The 16,264-nt window shown below is 50.8% G+C and carries 18 protein-coding genes; 9 read left to right on the forward strand and 9 right to left on the reverse strand.

Annotated features, from left to right (window positions below):
- The gene (gene alaC, locus J9253_RS06200; protein WP_210223789.1) at positions 1-1,194 is read right to left on the reverse strand and encodes an alanine transaminase; all 1,194 of its coding nucleotides are present in this window, start codon (positions 1,192-1,194) and stop codon (positions 1-3) included.
- Positions 1,195-1,281: 87 nt separating this feature from the next.
- Between alaC and J9253_RS06205 the strand changes: the two genes are divergently transcribed.
- Complete coding sequence (locus J9253_RS06205; RefSeq protein ID WP_210223790.1) at positions 1,282-1,653, forward strand: Mth938-like domain-containing protein; 372 nt, start codon at positions 1,282-1,284, stop codon at positions 1,651-1,653.
- Here J9253_RS06205 and rpoS read toward each other — a convergent pair.
- From rpoS to J9253_RS06230, 5 genes are all read right to left on the reverse strand, one after another.
- On the reverse strand, positions 1,650-2,681 hold the full coding sequence (gene rpoS / locus J9253_RS06210; RefSeq protein WP_456121744.1) for an RNA polymerase sigma factor RpoS: 1,032 nt from the start codon (positions 2,679-2,681) through the stop codon (positions 1,650-1,652). The two genes, J9253_RS06205 and rpoS, sit on opposite strands and share 4 nt — an antisense overlap.
- 328 nt (positions 2,682-3,009) lie before the next feature.
- On the reverse strand, positions 3,010-3,492 hold the full coding sequence (locus J9253_RS06215; RefSeq protein WP_210223791.1) for a DUF3106 domain-containing protein: 483 nt from the start codon (positions 3,490-3,492) through the stop codon (positions 3,010-3,012).
- Positions 3,473-3,706, reverse strand: a complete 234-nt coding sequence (locus J9253_RS06220; protein WP_210223792.1) for a hypothetical protein — start codon at positions 3,704-3,706, stop codon at positions 3,473-3,475. Before J9253_RS06220 ends, J9253_RS06215 begins: the two co-directional genes overlap by 20 nt.
- 23 nt (positions 3,707-3,729) lie before the next feature.
- Positions 3,730-4,137: a hypothetical protein gene (locus tag J9253_RS06225; protein ID WP_210223793.1), complete on the reverse strand. Its 408-nt coding sequence runs from the start codon at positions 4,135-4,137 to the stop codon at positions 3,730-3,732.
- Complete coding sequence (locus tag J9253_RS06230; protein WP_228291518.1) at positions 4,137-4,733, reverse strand: RNA polymerase sigma factor; 597 nt, start codon at positions 4,731-4,733, stop codon at positions 4,137-4,139. Before J9253_RS06230 ends, J9253_RS06225 begins: the two co-directional genes overlap by 1 nt.
- Positions 4,734-4,894: 161 nt before the next feature.
- Here J9253_RS06230 and ypfJ point away from each other — a divergent pair, with 161 nt between their 5' ends.
- On the forward strand, positions 4,895-5,752 hold the full coding sequence (gene ypfJ, locus J9253_RS06235) for a KPN_02809 family neutral zinc metallopeptidase (protein ID WP_210223794.1): 858 nt from the start codon (positions 4,895-4,897) through the stop codon (positions 5,750-5,752).
- A gap of 1 nt (position 5,753) precedes the next feature.
- On the opposite strand, the gene J9253_RS06240 is transcribed toward ypfJ, so the two are convergent.
- On the reverse strand, positions 5,754-6,923 hold the full coding sequence (locus J9253_RS06240) for a pyridoxal phosphate-dependent aminotransferase (protein ID WP_210223795.1): 1,170 nt from the start codon (positions 6,921-6,923) through the stop codon (positions 5,754-5,756).
- 36 nt (positions 6,924-6,959) lie between these two features.
- On the opposite strand from J9253_RS06240, the gene J9253_RS21225 reads away from it, so the two are divergent.
- The 5 genes from J9253_RS21225 (at position 6,960) to J9253_RS06265 (ending at position 12,790) form a co-directional block, all read left to right on the forward strand.
- The gene (locus tag J9253_RS21225; protein WP_210223796.1) at positions 6,960-7,748 is read left to right on the forward strand and encodes a peptidoglycan DD-metalloendopeptidase family protein; all 789 of its coding nucleotides are present in this window, start codon (positions 6,960-6,962) and stop codon (positions 7,746-7,748) included.
- Between the two features lie 646 nt (positions 7,749-8,394).
- Positions 8,395-9,261 (forward strand): 5-bromo-4-chloroindolyl phosphate hydrolysis family protein, encoded by an 867-nt coding sequence (locus tag J9253_RS06250; RefSeq protein WP_210223797.1) that lies wholly within the window; start codon positions 8,395-8,397, stop codon positions 9,259-9,261.
- Positions 9,262-9,290: 29 nt separating this feature from the next.
- A complete protein-coding gene (locus J9253_RS06255) occupies positions 9,291-10,460 on the forward strand; it encodes a toxic anion resistance protein (protein WP_210223798.1) in 1,170 nt (389 codons plus the stop codon).
- A 3-nt stretch (positions 10,461-10,463) separates the two neighbouring features.
- Positions 10,464-11,558: an SPFH domain-containing protein gene (locus tag J9253_RS06260; RefSeq protein WP_210223799.1), complete on the forward strand. Its 1,095-nt coding sequence runs from the start codon at positions 10,464-10,466 to the stop codon at positions 11,556-11,558.
- 14 nt (positions 11,559-11,572) lie between these two features.
- Complete coding sequence (locus J9253_RS06265) at positions 11,573-12,790, forward strand: primosomal protein N' (replication factor Y) - superfamily II helicase (protein ID WP_210223800.1); 1,218 nt, start codon at positions 11,573-11,575, stop codon at positions 12,788-12,790.
- 12 nt (positions 12,791-12,802) lie between these two features.
- Here J9253_RS06265 and J9253_RS06270 read toward each other — a convergent pair whose 3' ends face one another.
- Complete coding sequence (locus J9253_RS06270; RefSeq protein WP_210223801.1) at positions 12,803-13,411, reverse strand: hypothetical protein; 609 nt, start codon at positions 13,409-13,411, stop codon at positions 12,803-12,805.
- A gap of 87 nt (positions 13,412-13,498) precedes the next feature.
- A complete protein-coding gene (locus tag J9253_RS06275) occupies positions 13,499-14,869 on the reverse strand; it encodes an ISNCY family transposase (protein ID WP_407701772.1) in 1,371 nt (456 codons plus the stop codon).
- Between the two features lie 216 nt (positions 14,870-15,085).
- Between J9253_RS06275 and J9253_RS06280 the strand changes: the two genes are divergently transcribed.
- Both J9253_RS06280 and J9253_RS06285 read left to right on the forward strand, forming a co-directional pair.
- Positions 15,086-15,457 carry a TusE/DsrC/DsvC family sulfur relay protein gene (locus tag J9253_RS06280; protein WP_210223802.1) on the forward strand — a complete coding sequence of 124 codons (372 nt, stop codon included), beginning with the start codon at positions 15,086-15,088 and terminating at the stop codon, positions 15,455-15,457.
- Between the two features lie 102 nt (positions 15,458-15,559).
- On the forward strand, positions 15,560-16,207 hold the full coding sequence (locus J9253_RS06285) for a C40 family peptidase (RefSeq protein WP_210223803.1): 648 nt from the start codon (positions 15,560-15,562) through the stop codon (positions 16,205-16,207).
- Positions 16,208-16,264 lie beyond the last annotated feature (57 nt).

The following is a 16,264-nucleotide window of genomic DNA, read 5'->3' on the forward strand; positions in this document are numbered from 1 at the left end:
TCACTCCTTTAAACCTTGATCTTTACGAAACATTTGTTTGATATTGCGAATAGCCTGACGGGTACGGTGTTCGTTTTCGATCAGGCTGAAACGCACATGGTCGTCACCGTATTCACCGAAACCAATCCCCGGCGATACGGCAACTTGTGCCTCTTTTAACAATTTTTTAGCGAATTCCAGCGAACCCATCGCCGCGTAGTGTTCAGGGATTTTAGCCCAGACGAACATGCTGGCCTTGGGGCGTTCAACCGCCCAACCGGCTGCATTCAAACCATCGCATAATACATTGCGGCGGCTTTCATACATTCCGCTGATTTCCTTGACGCAATCTTGTGGCCCTTCCAGCGCAGCAATCGCAGCAATTTGGATCGGCGCAAACATGCCGTAGTCGAGATACGACTTGATACGTTCCAGCGCTTTCACCAATACTGGGTTGCCGCACATGAAACCTACGCGCCAACCGGGCATATTATAGGTTTTGGACAGGGAATAGAATTCCACAGCAATGTCTTTCGCACCCGGCACTTGCAGAATCGACGGTGCTTCATAGCCATCGAAACAGATTTCACCGTAAGCAATGTCATGGATAACCCAGACATCATGCTCTTTGGCAACCTTGATCACGCGCTCGAAGAACTCCAAATCCACGCACTGCCCGGTCGGGTTGGCGGGGAAATTGATGATCAGCATCTTGGGTTTTGGCCAAGAATTCTTGATTGCTGCTTCCAGTTCCGCAAAGAAATCTTTGCCTTCCACCAAGGGCACGTGGCGAATATCTGCGTCTGCAATAATGCTGCCATAGGGATGGATTGGGTACGCCGGGTTGGGAACAAGTACCGTGTCGCCACGGCTCAGTGTCGCCAGCGCCAAATGCGCCAAGCCTTCTTTCGAGCCGATGGTGACAATGGCCTCGGTTTCCGGGTCAATATCCACGTCAAATTTGCGCTTGTACCAATTGCTGATAGCCTTGCGTAAACGCGGAATGCCACGCGACATCGAATAACGGTGCGTGTCGCTGCGTTGCGCCGCCTCCACCAATTTGTCTACAATGTGTTTAGGCGTCGGCTGGTCAGGGTTGCCCATCCCAAAGTCGATAATATCTTCGCCCTTGGCACGTGCTTCCCGCTTGAGAGCGTCCGTGATTTTGAACACGTAGGTTGGAAGCCGGTTTATTCTTTGAAAATCGTCTTGCACGGTTCTGAATGTCCTGATTGCTAATGCCAGCCACATTACAATTCACCATGCAGACTGTCAATTACAGAAAAGGCTACGGGAGCGGAAATGAAGTTTAGTGAAGACATGGGTGGAGCCAGTTACCGCATCACTGGTTATGACAAAGGCTGGGTTCGTGTGAATCAGGACAAGCTGACCAACAGCTTCCTGATTGGGCCGCAAGCCCTGATTAGCGACTGGCAACCCCAGTCCATCCAGACGTTACAACCCGAACATTTGCAAGCCTTGTTCGACATTGGGGCAGAGGTTATTTTGATTGGTACGGGGGAGAATCAGCATTTCCCCACACCAGAAACCTGGAAGGCTTTGGTAGAACATGGTGTTGGTTTTGAAGTCATGACAACCGCTGCTGCCTGCCGAACTTATAATGTATTGTTGTCTGAGGCAAGGCGCGTGGCGGCGGCATTTTTTCTGGTTTAGTGAATACCTAACAGGTTCTCGCCGGACAGACCCTTGTTTTCGAGAATCCGGCGCAAGCGCTTGAGTGCATCCATCTGAATCTGGCGTACCCGTTCGCGGGTCAAACCCAATGCTTCACCCACCTGTTCCAGTGTGGCGCGTTCATGACCATGCAACCCGAAACGACGCACAATCACTTCTTTTTGCTTGAATTCAAGCTGACCTAACCAGTTGTCCACGGATTGGGTAATGTCTTCATCTTCCAGCTTACTGTCAGGCTCATCGCTGGTTTCCGCGCTGACAAAATCGACCAGCGGGCTATCACTATCTTTTCCCACCGTCACATCCAGCGAGGTAATCCGTTCGTTGAAATCCAGCAGCTTACGCAATACTTCAACCGGTTTATCGAGTGCTTCCGCCACTTCAGGCAGTGAAGGCTCATAACCCAGCTTTTGGGTCATTTCCCGCATCTTGCGCATGTACGCATTCAATTCTTTATTGACGTGAATGGGCAGACGGATGGTGCGGGTCTGGTTCATCAAGGCACGTTCAATATTTTGACGAATCCACCAAGTCGCATACGTTGAAAAACGGAAGCCGCGCTCCGGGTCAAATTTTTCTACGGCATGAATCAACCCCAGATTACCCTCTTCAATCAAATCAGGCAAAGGCAAACCACGTCCCATATAGCGGCGGGCAATTTTTACCACCAGCCGCAAATTGCAGGTAATCATTTTCTTCCGGCCGAATTCATCACCCTGACGGGCAAGACGACCATACAAAACTTCTTCTTCGGGGGTTAACAACGGAGAAAATTCGATTTCCCGCAGGTACATTTGCGTGGCATCAATGTCGCCCGAAAAAGCCGCTGCTCCCGTAGTAACTTTGACGATGGCTACGTCTTCATCTGTATCAGACAGGTCATCGCTACTGTCATCCTCAAGATCATCTTCCAGCTCAGCAGCATCCAATGTATCAACATCCGACACCTCATCTGATACTAAGGGCATCACTTTCTGACTACGTACATGGGTCTGTGGTCTTGACATTCCTGAGACTCCTTTTTTATAAAGGTGCAAGCACCTTCAGGTATTTTCAGCATTAACAAAAATAAATACTCGCACCGCTGCGTCAGTATGAGTAAGTTTTACCCCAATTGAATGAGCGCTCTAAAGATTATTATGTATACACATTAGCACAAATCCACACCAACGAAAAGACCTTAACGCAAACTTAACGGAGCAAATAAGCCATTGTTTTTTAAGCAACTTATGAATTTATAAAAAAAATTGATCAAAACTTAACCTGAATGGAACCTGAATCTTTCACAAATAATTCGGTATAAACTCAGGAAATCCATTTATTTAATAGAACGAACTAGCGCTTCCCGTATTTTCCCTGCAACGCTTTCATGTAAGCCCTACGCTCTGCATCATTCATGCCTGACCACTGCTCACGTAATTTTTTACGCTCTGCTTCCGGCAACTTTTTAACCCATTCATGCCATTGCCTGATGCGGGCTTTCTGCTCGGCCGACATTGCCCGGTAACGTTTCAACTGTTTGACAACATTCTGTTGTTGCGATTGGGAAAGCCGCTTCCAATCCCCGAAGCGCTGCTTGATCTTCGCCCGCTCTGCGGCGGGTTTGGCTGCCCAGCGGCGTAGAGCACTTTGGGTTTTATCCGGCAAGGATCCCCATTCCCCCTGAAAAGCCTTCAATACAGACTGTTCAGTGTTGCTCAATGCCTCCCACTTGACTGATCCTGCCATCACGCTCCCACTTGCCAACAGTAGCGTCCACGCCGTCAATAACGCTACTAGAAAACCGATAAAACGACAGTTATTGCTGCTGCTGTTCATCACTGCTCTCCACCGTGTTACTTGCCAACTGGTACTCTTTATCCGTACCGGCAAATTCAATGAAGGCTTCAGCTTTTTCCCAATCGCTGCCAACTTCATCCCACCATGTGAGCATTGTTGCAATATCATCAGCCGTCTCGGCGGCAGCCACAGGCACTACCCCGCTTAACGACACCCAAAATATAATATTCCACAGGAATCCTTTCCCTATCATCACTATCTCCTTGAGATTAAGAACTAACCATATTCAGCATCGAGCCATTCATACATATCCAGATTTTCCAGCAAATCCATGTCTTCACCGGACATCAGGACATCCATAACGCTAACATCCAAATTTGCTGCTGACGCATCCGTCAGGGTATCACTGGACAATGCCAACACCCCCGGATGCCTACCCCCCCTATCTGGCAACAGCCAAAAGGTTGCTGCCAATGTAACAGCGGTTGCAACGGCAAACCCCCGCGCAAGCGATGAAAAACTAAAACCAGCAGACGAAGGATCAAGCTGATCCAGTGCCTGTAAATGTAAGCGCGTCAATTTGGCTTGTGTCTGCCAGTCCAAGTTTAAGACTGAATGTTCCATCCCCTGCTTGACGACCCCCATCACTAAACGTTCAGTCATCTCTTGTGTCATGTTTGTCATTAATGATCTCCCAGTTTTTCCCGCAAACTGTGGATAGCCCTTGAGTAATGTGTTTTTACACTCCCTGCGGAGCACTTCATGATTTTGGCCGTTTCTGCAATGTCGTACCCTTCCCAACCACGCAATAATAAGGCTTGCTGCTGACGTAATGGCAACTGCCCGACCGCCTCTTGCACCAAAACACTCATTTCGTCTTGTAGCAATTGGCGCTCTGGCTCCAAAAACTGGGTTTGAGCGACTTGATCTTCGGGTGCAGAATTATCCTCATCATCATTTTTCGAAAAAAACACCCGCCAACGGTTACGCACTTTCTGGCGACGATGCCAATCGTTAATCCTGCTGTGCAGAATGGTATGAAACAATGCACCCCATTCACCATGAGGACTTCCAGCGTATTTTTGCACCAGTTTGAACATCGCATCCTGCACAATATCCATTGCCTCATCTTCATCATGAGTTGCCAGACGTGCGACCACGAAGGCACGCCGACTCACTTCCCGCAGGAAGGTGTCCAAGCGTGTCGTATCATCCAAACCATCATCCTTGTGCGAATCTCTCTCCAACCGCTCGTTATGATCGGTTATCAATGCCGCCATTCTCATCATATTCCTTTGAGCGCCCCTCTTTCCCCTGCCAATACCGGAGACTCCAGTGTATTAACGCTGTAGCCATTTATAAGTTGACAGATGTAATACAATTAGCTTTAGTTCAGTAAAAGGCGAAATAATTCCTGCGAATATTTTTATGGAGAATCAAAATGCGTTGGAGAACAGGACGGCAAAGCAGCAATGTGGAAGATCGACGGGGTGGGAAGAGCGGGGGTGGTAGAATGAAAATCGGCCTGCTCGGCACCGTCGCCGCCGTCCTGATTGGCTGGTACATGGGTTTTAACCCGATCCAGGTGCTTGGGCTGGTCGGCGGGGCAAATACCATCCTCGGTGGGTTTGGTGGCAGTACTCAAACCGTGTCTACTGGCGCACCCCAAGACGAGTTGGGGCAATTTGCCTCCTCGGTACTGGCTTCGACCGAAGATGTCTGGAACCCAGTATTCCGCCAGCTTGGTGGGCGCTACGTAGAGCCGAAACTGGTGCTGTTTGAAGACGGCACGGATTCCGTTTGCGGCTATTCCAGCTCAGCCACTGGCCCGTTTTACTGCCCCGGCGACCAGAAGGTTTACATCGACCTCGGCTTTTTTCGCGAACTCCAGAATCTGGGGGCATCCGGTGATTTTGCCCAAGCGTATGTCCTGGGGCATGAAATCGGTCATCACGTCCAGAACCTGATGGGCACGACCGATAAAGTTACCAACCTGCAAGCCCGTGCCAGCAAAAGCGATAGCAATGGCTTGTCAGTAGCACTGGAACTGCAAGCAGACTGTTACGCTGGGGTGTGGGCACACCATGCCCACAAACAATTCAATGTATTGGAAGAAGGTGATATTGAAGAAGCCATCAATGCCGCAGGTGCTATTGGCGATGACCGCCTACAACGCATGTCCGGGCGACGTATCAACCCCGATTCCTTTACGCACGGCTCATCCACACAACGCATGGAATGGTTTCAGCGTGGCCTGAAATCGGGCGACCTGAAAAACTGTAATTCATTCGGCAGTTAACTCAACGCGGCAGGTAGTGGGCAAGACGTTCCACTGCCTGCTCCAGTCGCGCCACGCCCGTGGTATAAGCAAAGCGTACATGCGTGCTTGCCTGATGGCTGCCAAAGTCGATTCCCGGCGTGAATACCACACCTGTTTGATCCAGCATATCCCGACACAAACGCTGTGCATCCTCACCGAAACGTTCTGAACCTGCATACAGATAAAAAGCTCCTTGCGGCTCAGTACGCACCGCAAAGCCCAGTTCCCGCAAGGCAGGCAGCAAAAAATCCCGCCGCTGCTGCAATTCCTGGCGTTGTGCTGCCATGATGGCCAAGGCTTCTGGTGTAAACGCTGCCAATGCCGCGTATTGCGCCGGGGTGGATGCCGCCAGAAAAATGTTTTGTGCCAAACGATCCAGTGTTTCCACAGCCCATTCCGGGGCAACTACCCAGCCCAAGCGCCAACCTGTCATGCCGAAATATTTGGAAAAGCTGTTGATGACCCACAAGTTATCAGGGTCTACCGACAGCGCTGTGGTATCAGGAATGCCATACGTCAGCCCTTGATAAATTTCATCCACAATCAATTCCCCGCCACGTTGCTGGATGGCGGCATGAATGTCTGCCAATTGCGGCAAGGTCAAGACTGTCCCGGTTGGATTCGCGGGTGTTGCCAACAAAACAGCCTTAGTAGCTGTATTCCAATGTTCCTGAACGTGTGCACGGCTCAGTTGATAGTCAGTCGTTGCATCCACTGGAATAGCGGTTGCCTTGCCTTCAAACAAGCGCACAAAGTGACGGTTACAGGGGTAGCCGGGGTCGGTCATCAACACCTCATCGCCCGGATTCAATAGCGCCCCCAATACCAGTTGCAACGCGCCCGATGCACCCGGCGTAATCAGGATGCGCTCAGGTGAAATGTTCACCCCAAAACGGCTAGCATAGTAAGCAGCAATTGCCTCACGTAGCTGCGGCAAACCCCGTGCTGCGGTGTATTTAGTTTGCCCTGACTGCAAAGCACGGATACCGGCTTCCACAATAGGTGCTGGGGTTGGAAAGTCCGGCTCCCCTACCTCCATGTGAATAATGTCTTGCCCAGCGGCTTCGCGTTGACGTGCCTCAGCCAACAAAGCCATCACATGGAAGGGCTGAATATCCCGCATTCGCTTGGCAGCTATGGTATGCTTCATGATCTATTTCGTACCAACTTGATTGAGTCAATAAAAATGAAAAAATGGTTACTATTAAGCATGGCGTTTTATTCTGCGAACCTGCTGGCTTTCCCACACGCCAACCCTGTACCGGGCGGCCTTACCATCATTCCAGTCGCGCCACTCTCAGGCAAAGCGCCCATTGTACAGTATGCAGGTAAGCGGGTAACGGTCGTGCCACTGGATTCTGAATGGGTCGCGGTTGTCGGCATTCCCCTCGATGCAGACGCAGGCACTCAACAACTGGACACTTCAACAGGATCTATCCCTTTCCAGATACAAGCCAAGCAATACAAAACCCAGCGCATTACCATCAGAGACAAAAACAAGGTCGACCCGGACGATGAATCCAGCCAGCGCATCATTCAGGAACAAGCCATACAACAACAAATCAAAACGCACTTCACCGAGGGTGAGGCGCAACTCGATTTCATCAAGCCTGTTCCGGGACGAGATACCGGACGTTTCGGCCTGAAACGCTTTATTAACAATCAACCCCGTAGTCCGCACAGTGGCATGGACATCGCCGCCGCCAGTGGAACCTCCGTCAAAGCCACCGCTACTGGGCGAGTATTACACACCGATGATCTCTTTTTCAGCGGCAACACGGTCTACATTGATCACGGCGACGGCGTGATCAGCATGTACGCACACCTGAGTAAAATAAATGTAGAAGCCGGTGACAGGGTGCAACAAGGGGATATTATCGGGCAGGTAGGCAGTACCGGGCGGGCAACCGGCCCTCACTTGCACTGGTCGGTGTATTTGAATGGTGAGGCAGTCGATCCAGCCTTATTCCTATAGAACAAAAAATAAGCCAACAATTCAGGTTCGATTCAGTGATTCGGGCTTATTATAGCCACAACTTCAGCAGGAATCGCGAACTTGGGGTTTGTGGTAACGATTTCGTCGTCAGATGTATCTGAAATAAAAAATAAGCTTGTTCCGCCGTTCTGACACTCAATGGCATAAGAGATTCGGGATGACGGCACGCTGAAGTTAACTTTCTCAAACTGACCCTTACAACCGGCCATTTTTATTGGGGAGCTGGTTGAGGTGAGGCAAGAGAACCGAATGCAAGCTCGCAAACAGGGGGTTTGCCTGCATTCACTACCGAAGTCTTCAATTTCTTCGGCGTTCTTGAGTTACCTTTCCAAAAAGCGGGCATCATGTTGCTCGCTTTTTTTTCGTTCTGACACAAACTTATATCCCATTATACAGCTTCCGTTCATAAATAAAATCTTTTTCTAAGCATCATGCTTGAATAGAATGGGCTATCACCTCATATACACGCTACACTTAGCACTGATTATAAAAAGGAGGACAAAGCGCAATGGCTTATGCATTACAAAAGACAGTTGGGTTTATTCTTTTGGTGGTCACGGTTGGCGGCGTCAGCGTGCTATCTATTTTTCACCTATTTCCCCCTCTCTTCTAAGCTGGAGACACCATGACAATAACGGTCAAGTCGGCTGCCAAACGCTACGAACCCACTATCCATAACGTCCGTTACGGCATCAAGGGTATCCTGCTTTACTTACTCCCTCTCCCCTCCCTGATTACCGCCATCGGTTCATTGATGCGAGGTGATGTCATGGATACCTTGGTCACAGGCGGAATATTTGCAGCCTTCATGGTGGGTGCGAGCGTCGCCCGGCGCGGTTTCCGCTTACAGGGTGAGTATGAACGGCGCAAGATTGCCCGTGCGCCCTCCACCCCATTCAAAACAGTTGCCGCACTGATTATCAGCATCACTACAGGTATATTAGCTTGGTGGATTTCTGATTTCGCCATGAAAGAAGTTTTGTCCTCTGCACTAATCGGTGCAGTAACTTTCCTCGGTTTTGCCCTCTACTACGGGCTAGACCCACGTAAGGATAAGGCAGGCAACATCTCCATCGGCGTCACCATCGAAGAAGTACTCGACGCGCTGGATGCCGCCAACATCAAAATCGACGCGATTGAACGCGCCCGCCGCCAAATTCCTAACCCGGAATTCAACGCCCGCCTGCAACGCATCACCAGCAAGGCGCGTGAAGTCCTCGACAATATCGAGGATGACCCGACCCGTTTATCTCGCGCCCGCAAATTCCTCAAAGTCTATCTGGATGGCACTCAGCGTGTCACCGAAGGCTATGCACGCACTCATCAGGAAGATAAGGCAGTTGCGCTAGAAACCAATTTCAGGCGCGTGCTGGATTCGATAGAACAGACGTTTGACGAACAACAAACCAAACTACTCGAAGACAACCATTTCGATCTGGACGTACAAATAGAAGTGCTAGAAACCCAACTCAAGCGCGAAGGCGTCCTCTGATACCCCCAATACCCAAGGAGAAGATCACCATGAATGAAACAGAAACGACAACAGCCGTTCAAACCGCTCCAGCGGTGATCCCCGGCACTGAACTTGCCACCCTGCCGGAAGTCACGACTGAACTGGTTGCTTACGAACAAGCTGATGATGCCAACAAAAACAAACTCGAAAGCATCATCGCGGAAATCGACATGAACGACCGCAGCAGCATCATGTTCTTTGGCACCAAAACCCAAGAGCAGATGACCACCATTTCCGAAAAAATGCTCAATGGCGTCAAAAACAAGGACATTGGTTCCGCAGGCACATCCCTGACCAATATGGTCGTTGCCATTAAAGGCTTCGACATTGACTCCCTCAACCCCAATGACGAGCCAAGCTGGTGGGAAAAACTCATTGGCAAAGCCAAGCCTGTAGTCGAATTCCTCAATCAGTACGAAGAAGTCCGCAAGCAAATCGACGCCATCAGCGACGAAATGGAAGGCCACAAAACCCAATTGCTAACCGATGTAGTGACCCTCGACAAACTCTACGAAGCCAATCTGGATTTCTTCCACAATCTGGAAGCCTATATTGCTGCGGGTGAAGAAAAACTGCGCCGTCTGGAAAGCACCGACATCCCCGCACTGGTAGCCAAAGCCGAAGCCAACACGGAAGACATGATCCTCGCACAAAACCTGCGTGACCTGCGCAGCTCCCGCGATGACCTCGAACGCCGCGTTTACGACCTGCGCCTCACCCGTCAGGTAGCCATGCAAAGCCTGCCCAGCATCCGTCTGGTTCAGGAAAACGACAAAACCCTGATCAACAAGATCAACTCCACCCTGATCAATACGGTTCCCTTGTGGAAAAACCAGTTGGCGCAAGCCGTCACCATTTTCCGCATGAGCGACGCCGCAGAAGTGGTGAAAAAGGCTTCTGACCTCACCAACGAATTGCTGGAAAAGAACGCTGAAACCCTGCGCATGGGCAATGCTGAAACCCGCAAGCAAATGGAACGCGGCGTATTCGACATCGAATCCGTCAAAAAAGCCAACCAGACCCTGATCGAAACCATCAACGACTCGCTGCGCATTGCCGATGAAGGTAAAGCCATGCGTGCCAAAGCCGAGGAAGAAATCAAGGTCATGGAAAGCGATCTGCGTCACGCCCTGACAGCAGCCAAAGCCAAGGCCGACAGCCCACGCCAAGGAGTATAAATCATGGGATTATGGGACAAACTGATGGGTGAATTCGTTGATGTCATCGACTGGACCGATGACAGCAGCGACACCATGGTCTACCGCTTCGAGCGCCACGGCAATGAAATCAAGTTCGGCGCAAAACTCACCGTGCGCGAATCGCAGGTAGCGATTTTCGTCAACGAAGGCGAGGTTGCCGACATCCTCACCCCCGGCATGTATGTGCTGGAAACCCAGAACCTGCCGCTGCTTTCCACCCTGCAACACTGGGATCACGGCTTTAACAGCCCGTTCAAAGCGGAAGTTTACTTCTTCAACACCAAGCAGTTCACCAACCTGAAATGGGGCACGCGCAACCCAGTCATGATCCGTGACAGCGAATTCGGTGGGGTACGGGTACGGGCATTTGGTACGTATGGGGTGCGGATTGACGATGCCCGCAAATTCATGCAAGAAATCATGGGGACGGATGGGCATTTCACCGTCGATGAAATCAGCGATCAGTTGCGTAATATGATCGTGACCCGCTTCAGCAGCGTGGTTGCCAGCGCCAATATTCCGATATTGGACATGGCCGCCAACTACGAACAACTGGGACAGTTCGTTACCCAAAAAATCGCCCCTGAATACGCCGCTTATGGCCTGAAATTAACCAATATTCTGGTGGAAAACATCTCCCTGCCCAGCGAAGTGGAGGACGCCCTCGACAAGCGTACCAGCATGGGCATGATCGGCAATCTCGACAAATACCTGCAATACCAAACGGCACAAGGTATTGGCAACGGTGGTTCCAACAGTGCACTGGACATGGGCATGGGTTTTGCTGTCGCCAACAAAATGGCAGAAGCATTGAACAAACCCGCAGCAGCCACCCCGCCGCCATTACCGGATAGCGGTTGGCATGTGGCCATCGGGCAAGAATCCAGAGGGCCCTTGGGGCTTCAGCAATTGCAGCAAATGGCGCAAAACGGGCAATTGACGGCGACCACATTGGTCTGGCAGGCAGGTATGGCGAACTGGCAAGCTGCGGGGCAAACCAGCGCACTCAGTGGCTTGTTTGCGGGGCAAACACCGCCACCTATTCCACCTTCAGCACCTCCTCACCCTACAGAATAACAACGCAGGCTTAAATGGCGGATAACGACACTAATCAGCAACACTTTCCTTGTGAAGAGTGCGGGGCCGATCTGGTTTACCAACCAGGTACACAGACACTCACGTGCACCTATTGTGGGCATCAAAATAGCATTCACCAAAGCCATCAGGAAATTCGTGAATACAGTTTTGAGCAAGCATTACGTGCCGTACAGCAGGGCAAATTGCGCCCACTGGATAGTACTCAGGTCATCAAATGCCCCAACTGCGCCGCCACGTTTGAGCTAAAACAAAATAATCATGCCGGTGATTGCCCATTTTGCGGTACACCGGTCGTGACCGGGACAGAACAGACCCGCTTGTTTCAGCCCAAGTCGCTGCTACCCTTCCTGATAACCGACAAAGCTGCACACGCAGCCTTCGATAAATGGATTGGCGGCTTGTGGTTTGCCCCTTCTGCTTTGAAGGATAAAGCCAAGCGTGACGAAAAACTGCTGGGCATTTACATCCCTTACTGGACATATGACAGCCATACCGACAGCTATTACCGGGGTGAACGCGGCGTCATTTACTACGAACGCCAAATGGTCACGGTCATTGTCAACGGACAACCCCGCCAACAAGTGCAGAATGTACCCCGTATCCGCTGGACGCCTGTCAGTGGGCGGGTAAGGCTATTCTTTGATGATGTGTTAGTCGGTGCGACCCGTACCCTGCCCCGCGCTATTCTTGACCGGCTGGAACCGTGGGATTTACCCAATCTTGTGCCTTACAACGAGAGTTACCTGAGCGGTTTTCAAAGCGAAATTTATCAGGTCGATCTGGATGAAGGCTTTGAGCAAGCTCGCGGCATCATGGATAGCCGTATTTATCACGCCATCCTTAGCGACATTGGTGGGGATCAGCAACGGGTAAACAGTCTGGAAACCCAACATGCAGCCACCACCTTCAAACATGTCTTGCTGCCAGTCTGGTCTGCTGCCTTCCGTTATAACGGCGAAACGTACCGTTTTGTCATCAACGGGCGTAACGGTAAAACCCAAGGCGAACGGCCTTACAGCGTAGTCAAAATCGTGTTTGCCGCACTGTTGGGTATTAGCTTGCTGGGCGGTCTGGGCTATTTCATGGACAAAGAGGGAGTCTTTGAACAAATGATGCAACAGGGCGGGAATTACCAGCAGTACCAACAATACCAGCCACGCCAACGGCTGCCCGACCCTTATCGGTCGAATCCGGGCTATTATTACCGCTAGACAAAGCCCTACTTAAACTCCGTACAATTGTTGCATCAGGCGCAATTGTTCCAGTGTTGCCCACGGCGTATCCAGAAACAGGATCACATCCCGATGCGCGGTCTGTTGCTGGATTTCTTCAAACACTTCACGCAAGGCGGGTGGGGAAAACGCCTGCGTCGCCTGTAACAAGCCAATTTGTGCCTCTGCACCACTTGGCATTGCTGCCAGCCATTGCCCCAGATGCCGCACATGCACGGGGAAACGTTCTGACCAATCCAGCGGCAATAAGGGCAGTGCTTCTGCATCCACCAACAGCCCCAATACCTGACTGCTCAAATGCATGTCAGCGCCTGCTTTTACCTGTTGCCAGTGCCGTGCCTGCAATAAGCTGGTGGTAATTTCCAGATAGAAGCCAAAATCCTGCCCGGTTTCTGCTGCCCAGAGCGCTGCTTTCGCCAATGATGCTTCCCAATCACTAGCGGGTAATAAAATCCTGATGAATTCGTTGGCGTAATAGGAAGTCTGCCAATCTGGTGGCAAATCATCCGGGTAAAACATTGCTTGCCAGTTGGCTGGTGACCAGCCGTAAGCCGCCAGTGTCAGGCTGCTGAATGCAGGTTGGGAAGTGCTCATAGGCATTGGATACTCCACACAGTTAAGCAGATACAGAATACCTCGTTGCCATCAAAATTTCTTGCCAACGATCATAAAGCCAACCAGCAATTCTCATTTTACCACCCACTGCTCAATCTCATCCGCTTGATGCCGCCGCTCTAAGCCGACGAGCATAAAATCCAGCAGAGCCGTCCAACTTTTGAAGCACAAAAAGGTCGTGAGCGTATTGATGTCATCGAACAAGCGTTCGCGTGACCCCATTTTCTGAAGTAACGTTCGGAAACGCTCATCCATCAAGTCAATCACGGTATGGACGAGATAAGCCAATAACACTAATGCGGCCAACAAGTTGGCGAGGTGTTGCTGCCCATGCCCGAAGTTGTGTTCAAAGTGGTAGCCTTTGGTTTTCAGGGTGTTGTTGTTTTCGTTCTCAATCTTCCAGCGACACCTCCCAGCCTTCACAAGATCGACGACCTTGCCGGTGGTGATAGGGTGAGAGGTGGCGAAATCGTTATGGTATAAGCACTTACCATCATCACGCACACTCGTGAGACTGAACCAGTTGACACGCAGGGCATCGTCCCCATCACGTAAGGGCATCTGCGTCGCAAAACGGTAGGTATCCGTGACAGAATGCTTTCCCATCCGCCGCTGTACAAGATGGGTGCGTATCGCGCCGATTTTCTCTAGCCCTTCCAACTCTTCATATAAGGTCGTGTGGGACGTGGGTTTGCAGTTGAAAATGAACTGTGCGCCAGCGTCCAGGACTGCTTGGCAAAAGGGCTGGTGACAATACAAATCATCCCCCAGAAACGTGATGCCCAGCGGGATGTAATCCGCGCCCCACTGAGCCAGCCAGCGTTTAGCGGCGTTGATTTCACAATCTTGCTTGGTTTGCCCATCTTGGCGGCTGATGAACTCTGGCGGTAACGGGATCACCTGCGGTTTATCGGGTGCTGTTAAAATCGGGGTCAGCACTTGGTGTGAGTAGGTGACTGTCCCGTTGTGATGCGTCTTCGTCAAACACTGCTCACAATGGATGTGGGATGACGAAAAATGCTGTGTCCCATCCAGTGCCAACAAATAACCGTAGTCATGCACCCGCCACTTATCCAAATAACCATTCTGTTGCAACCCATTGAAAAGATAACGGTAAGCAGGCGCAACGGCTGACGGCGGCACGCTATCCAGCAAATGGCGAATTTGATTGTCGCAGGGAATGGCATGAACACCGAACAACGTCTGTGCATTACTCCGCTCTTGGTTCTCCACCATGCGCCGCTGGTACTCCAGAAAGGACGCACACTGCATGAAAAACACCGAAAAGGCACTCAAACCCGCATCCTCCAAGGTATAGCGGGTATTATTGCCGGGTTTGCGGCAGTCGGGGAAGGCGCGGAATGTATCGCGCAATTGCTCCACGATACCCGCAAAGGTGAGCGGTGCGGTTAGCGCAGCAGCAGTAACGGTTGGGTAGCTCATCGACTTCACCTCCCGGAACAGATCTCAATGGGATAGGTTTAGTTTACGCCATTTTATTGGGTGAGGGGCAAAATGAGAATTGCTGAAAGCCAACCCGGTAACTTGACTTTAGCACTATGAAATATTATTTTAGATATATATAAAGGCTCTAAACCACACCACTAGAGATACGAAAGGTTTACTATCGCCATAAAAACTCAACAGGAGGATTACACCATGATGTTTAGCGATGTTTCCCTGGATGAAATGTTCCCACGTGCCCATGCGGTTATGCGTGCCCCACTTCCCAACTTAAAAGTCGACCGTGTTTACGATCTAATCAGTAAAAATGCCGCCGAACGCGGTATTACTCTGACCGATGCCCATATGGATGTAGTCAATTTTGTGCTGGACTTCTACGAGCACTGCGACGACTGCCAAAATGCCCGCGCCCTTGCCGACATGATGCAGGAAGAATTCCTGCGACAGGGTGGGCGCAAATATTTGTACCAATTGTTCCCGGATGGCCCCTTGAGCACTATCCACAACTTGGCTGATTTGCCCAAACTGGGCAATGAATCCGATAAAAGTTTCGGCACTAACTGGTAGAAAACTCTGATCCCTGTGAAAACCCGACCAAGCGTCATGTTTGGTCGGGTTTTGTTTGCGTGCATTCAGTTTTAAACTTATAGAATAGCCTTTAAGTTCTAAATGCATAACAAAAAAACAGGGCATATGATGATGGGCAAAATTAAAGCATCGATGCTGATGGGTACAGCAGCGGTATTTCTAGGGGGCTGTGCGCCTGTGGCTTATTACCCACAAACAGCACAATACCCTTATTGGAACCACACGGTTCCGGGGGCTTACCAAGGGGAACCAAGACCGTATTTTGCTCGCTATAATACCCAAGGAATGTCACCACCTGCCTATTCCCAGCCATACCAACCCTTATCCCAACAGACCGAACCAGCCGACGCACCGGCAAGACGTGCCTTGCTGGCACATGCACATCAAGCACTAGGAGTACGTTACACCTACGGCGGTGAAACACCCCGCGAAGGCTTTGATTGCAGTGGCTTGACGCAGTACGTCTATAAAAATGCCCAAGGCATCACCTTGCCCCGCACGGCACTCGAACAAAGCAAAGCCAGCCGCACCATCAGCTTTGAAGAAATGCGCCCCGGCGACCTGATCTTCTTCCGCACCAGTGGCAGCACTATCAACCATGTAGGCATCTACATCGGACGCGGTGATTTCATTAACGCTGCATCCGGTGGCGGCAAAGTCACCCTTGACAGCCTCAGCAAAAGTTACTGGCAGCAGCGCCTCGTTAAGTTTGGCACATTCCTGACGTAAACCTGTTCTTTGGCATGAACCTTTACATCAGATTTTCCGACTGACCGTCAGGCCAGT

The organism is Thiothrix litoralis, from assembly GCF_017901135.1.
In the GTDB taxonomy this organism is placed as follows: Bacteria; Pseudomonadota; Gammaproteobacteria; order Thiotrichales; family Thiotrichaceae; genus Thiothrix; species Thiothrix litoralis.